This window comes from Synechococcus sp. BO 8801 (genome assembly GCF_002252675.1).
Taxonomy (GTDB): Bacteria; Cyanobacteriota; Cyanobacteriia; order PCC-6307; family Cyanobiaceae; genus Cyanobium.
The window spans coordinates 1-5,000 of record NZ_NQKY01000040.1 but is presented as its reverse complement, the minus strand read 5'-3'; the positions used below and the strand labels follow the sequence as shown (position 1 = coordinate 5,000).

General features: G+C 55.6%; 2 tRNA genes and 2 rRNA genes (1 of these 4 running past the window's edge). All 4 read right to left on the bottom strand.

Annotated elements, in window-relative coordinates:
• A 23S ribosomal RNA gene (locus CJZ86_RS16290) occupies positions 1 to 1,781 on the bottom strand (it extends 1,095 nt beyond the left edge of the window).
• A gap of 542 nt (positions 1,782 to 2,323) precedes the next feature.
• Positions 2,324 to 2,396: transfer RNA gene (locus CJZ86_RS16285), tRNA-Ala, on the bottom strand.
• Between the two features lie 9 nt (positions 2,397 to 2,405).
• Positions 2,406 to 2,479: transfer RNA gene (locus tag CJZ86_RS16280), tRNA-Ile, on the bottom strand.
• A 321-nt stretch (positions 2,480 to 2,800) separates the two neighbouring features.
• Positions 2,801 to 4,285 (bottom strand): 16S ribosomal RNA (locus CJZ86_RS16275).
• The 16S and 23S rRNA genes sit together here with 2 tRNA genes alongside, the layout of an rRNA operon.
• Positions 4,286 to 5,000: the final 715 nt, after the last annotated feature.

The following is a 5,000-nucleotide window of genomic DNA, read 5'->3' as shown; positions in this document are numbered from 1 at the left end:
CTTAGCGGAGACCTGTGTTTTTGGTAAACAGTCGCCTGGGCCTCTTCACTGCGACCACCTTGCGGTGGCACCCCTTCTCCCGAAGTTACGGGGCCATTTTGCCGAGTTCCTTAGAGAGAGTTACCTCGCGCCCCTCGGTATTCTCTACCACCCCACCTGTGTCGGTTTCGGGTACAGGCCGTCATGCCTTAACGGGTATAGGGCTTTTCTTGGAAGCTTGACGTCACCCACTTCGCTGCCGTAGCAGCTCGTACTCACGCCTCAGCTCAAAGTGTTTTCGCCACTTCTCAACGCCTCGAACGCTTGAACCAGTAACCAACTTCTGGCTGGGCTAGCCTTCTCCGTCCCCCTTCCCAAAACATGACAGGTACAGGAATGTTGACCTGTTGTCCATCGACTACGCCTTTCGGCCTCGCCTTAGGTCCTGACTAACCCTCCGCGGACGAGCCTGCCGGAGGAACCCTTAGGGTTTCGGGGCATGGGATTCTCACCCATGTTTTCGCTACTCAAGCCGACATTCTCACTTCCATGCAGTCCACGCCCGCTTACGCTAACGCTTCGCCCCACATGGAACGCTCCCCTACCATTTAACAAGTTAAATCCGCAGCTTCGGTACAACGCTTAGCCCCGTTCATTTTCGGCGCAGGATCGCTCGACCAGTGAGCTATTACGCACTCCTTTGAGGATGGCTGCTTCTAGGCAAACCTCCTGGTTGTCTGGGCAATCCCACCTCCTTTATCACTGAGCGTTGATTTGGGGACCTTAGCTGGCGGTCTGGGCTGTTTCCCTTTCGACCATGGAGCTTATCCCCCACAGTCTGACTGCCTAGTTTCACACAGGGTATTCAGAGTTCGTCTCGATTTGGTACCGCTCTCGCAGCCCGCACCGAAACGGTGGCTTTACCCCCCTGCTATAGCACTAGACGCTACGCCTCAACGTATTTCGGGGAGAACCAGCTAGCTCCGGGTTCGATTGGCATTTCACCCCTAACCACAGCTCATCCGCTGATTTTTCAACATCAGTCGGTTCGGACCTCCACTTGGTATCACCCAAGCTTCATCCTGGCCATGGTTAGATCACCCGGGTTCGGGTCTATAAACACTGACCAACGCCCTATTCAGACTCGCTTTCGCTATGGCTCCACCATTTCCGGTTTAACCTGCCAGTGCCTATAAGTCGCCGGCTCATTCTTCAACAGGCACACGGTCATCCTATGAGTAGGACTCCCATTGCTTGTAAGCTCACGGTTTCATGTTCTATTTCACTCCCCTCCCGGGGTTCTTTTCACCTTTCCCTCGCGGTACTGTTTCGCTATCGGTCACACAGGAGTACTTAGCCTTACGAGGTGGTCCTCGCGGATTCACACGGAATTTCACGTGCTCCGTGCTACTCGGGATACAGCTAGGCCAGTTTCGCTTTCGCGTACGGGGCTTTCACCCTCTATGGCGCGCCTTTCAAACGCTTCCACTAACGTCCCTGGTCCACGTTGCTGTCCCACAACCCCGATGGTCGAAACCATCGGTTTAGGCTCTTCCCCGTTCGCTCGCCGCTACTTAGGGAGTCGTTTTTACTTTCCTTTCCTCCAGCTACTAAGATGTTTCAGTTCGCTGGGTTGGCTCGCGCCACCCTATGGATTCAGGTGGCCGTTCTAGGGGTTGCCCCATTCGGAGATTCCCGGATCAAAGCGTGTTTCCAGCTCCCCGAGACTTTTCGCAGGTAACCACGTCCTTCATCGCCTCTGTGTGCCAAGGTATCCACCGTGAGCCCTTTGTAGCTTGACCAATTAACACTCCCAACGTTCAGGGTTGTTGAGACCCATTCTCCTGCTTTCACCTGCTTTCGCCTTTCATGCAACAATCCACCGCTGCGGTTGCCCGTCGCGGTCTCTCGTCCCATTCAAGCTCAAGCGGTTTGAAAGGCAGAATCTGACTCTTCCCTCCTCGGCGGAGCGAAAAGACGCTGGAAGCTCTCGGCTCTAAACTCAAGAATCTTCCCAGTCAGCCGTCTCCATCACCTGGGGTTACCAGGATCTGTCCACGTCCGTCTGGGCATCCATGAGATGCTTTCTTTTCCAGACTCACCTATGCAGTTGTCAAGGTTCTTTGCTGGCTACACTGACTCACCCACTCCCATGAACATGTAAGTGGGTGATCAGCGAGTCCAGCTTCCTTTCAACCACATCTGAACAAGGCATCACACATCGTGTGAGCTCATCCATCGGGAATGAAAGGAGGCTGGAGTCCTCAGCTGAACATGTCCGGTCACTTCACCCATCAGAATTCCTCCTGATGCAGCTTCATGTTGTGGTCTTAACCTAGCTGGATGGAGGTTAGCGGACTCGAACCGCTGACATCCTGCTTGCAAAGCAGGCGCTCTACCAACTGAGCTAAACCCCCAAACACGAATGGGCCATCCTGGACTTGAACCAGGGACCTCACCCTTATCAGGGGTGCGCTCTAACCACCTGAGCTAATGGCCCAGGAACAATCACTCTGACAGTGGTTCCTCCACACACCCTTTGCTTCATCTCCCTGGCGGGATCCGAAACGTTGGATGTCTGGCAAAACCCTTGGTGGGGTGACCTAGACAAAGTTTAGGAACTGAAAACGAGTCCATCACAATATCCTCGGCCTTCTCCTTCCTGCTCTTGCGAGCTCTCTGGAGTCGTCCTTGGCTTTAATGGCTCACCTTGAGGTACCGATCGACCTTCGAGATGACAGGACCGTGGCCTGAGACAAATGTGCTTCCCAAACTTACGCTTGGTCGGCGCTCAGACATCACGATCAGTTGTGTCTCCCTGTTAGGAGGTGATCCAGCCGCACCTTCCGGTACGGCTACCTTGTTACGACTTCACCCCAGTCATCAGCCCCACCTTCGGCGTCCTCCTCCACAAGGGTTGGAGTAACGACTTCGGGCATGGCCAACTTCCATGGTGTGACGGGCGGTGTGTACAAGGCCCGGGAACGTATTCACCGCAGTATGCTGACCTGCGATTACTAGCGATTCCTCCTTCACGTAGGCGAGTTGCAGCCTACGATCTGAACTGAGCCACGGTTTATGGGATTAGCTAACTCTCGCGAGCTTGCAACCCTTTGTCCGTAGCATTGTAGTACGTGTGTAGCCCAGGATGTAAGGGGCATGATGACTTGACGTCATCCACACCTTCCTCCGGTTTATCACCGGCGGTCTCTCTAGAGTGCCCAACTGAATGCTGGCAACTAAAGACGTGGGTTGCGCTCGTTGCGGGACTTAACCCAACATCTCACGACACGAGCTGACGACAGCCATGCACCACCTGTCTCTGCGCTCCCGAAGGCACTCCCTCGTTTCCAAGGGATTCGCAGGATGTCAAACCCTGGTAAGGTTCTTCGCGTTGCATCGAATTAAACCACATACTCCACCGCTTGTGCGGGCCCCCGTCAATTCCTTTGAGTTTCACACTTGCGTGCGTACTCCCCAGGCGGAACACTTAACGCGTTAGCTACGACACCGAGGGGGTCGATTCCCCCGACACCTAGTGTTCATCGTTTACGGCCAGGACTACAGGGGTATCTAATCCCTTTCGCTCCCCTGGCTTTCGTCCATGAGCGTCAGTTATGGCCCAGCAGAGCGCCTTCGCCACTGGTGTTCTTCCCGATATCTACGCATTTCACCGCTACACCGGGAATTCCCTCTGCCCCTACCACACTCAAGCCTTGTAGTTTCCATCGCTGAAATGGAGTTAAGCTCCACGCTTTAACGACAGACTTACAAGGCCGCCTGCGGACGCTTTACGCCCAATAATTCCGGATAACGCTTGCCACTCCCGTATTACCGCGGCTGCTGGCACGGAATTAGCCGTGGCTTATTCCTCAAGTACCGTCATGTCTTCTTCCTTGAGAAAAGAGGTTTACAGCCCAGAGGCCTTCATCCCTCACGCGGCGTTGCTCCGTCAGGCTTTCGCCCATTGCGGAAAATTCCCCACTGCTGCCTCCCGTAGGAGTCTGGGCCGTGTCTCAGTCCCAGTGTGGCTGATCATCCTCTCAGACCAGCTACTGATCGTCGCCTTGGTGCGCCATTACCACACCAACTAGCTAATCAGACGCGGGCTCATCCTCAGGCGAAATTCATTTCACCTCTCGGCATATGGGGTATTAGCGGCCGTTTCCGGCCGTTATCCCCCTCCTGAGGGCAGATTCCCACGCGTTACTCACCCGTCCGCCACTAACCCGAAGGTTCGTTCGACTTGCATGTGTTAAGCACGCCGCCAGCGTTCATCCTGAGCCAGGATCAAACTCTCCGTTGTAGATCCAACCCTCTTGGTCCGCTTTCGCTTCCCTCAGCTGGATTTGCCTCGTGCCATCCCCGCAGACTGGCGTCTACGGCAACGTCTGGGCCACCAACGCTCTCGCGATGGGTTCAAAGAGTGCACTGGTCGCTTCCTGGTTCGCTCCCCTTTCAGGCAGCTCACCCCTCAACGCCCCGTGACTTTCCCGAATCTCAGATCCGGTTCGCAACCGGTCTCACAACCAAAGGGCCTTCCATCCAACCTCGGCTCTCTCTTGCAAGATTGCTCGGTGGGATCGCTCCCATCGGATGGCGCCTCTCTTGGCCTTGCTGCGTCGTGAGAACGCACCTCGGCTCCTTGATCGCTTCGACCCGTCGCTTGTTTCTTTTGACGGGACCTCACACCTCCACCGCTCTTCGTCCGTTGCTTCCCCTCTCGGGAAATCCCTTCCCTCCGCGGTAGCGAAGGACACAGGCGCTTCCGGCGTAACCACCTACGGTCTCCCGCAACTGATCCCCTCCTTCCGCAGCAACCGACGCAGTGGAAGCGTCAGTTCCTAAACTTTTTTGGTTGTCCAGGTTCGACCGCTCCACCCCTTCCGGGGCTCTCGCGGCGCGTCGCCTCCCGGCGACTCAGAAAACTTACAACACCGTCGGCTCGCGCCTCTCGATCCCGTAAGCCTGCCCCCCGCTCGAGCTCTCGCTCTCTGGGGCGCAGTCCAAAATCATATCAC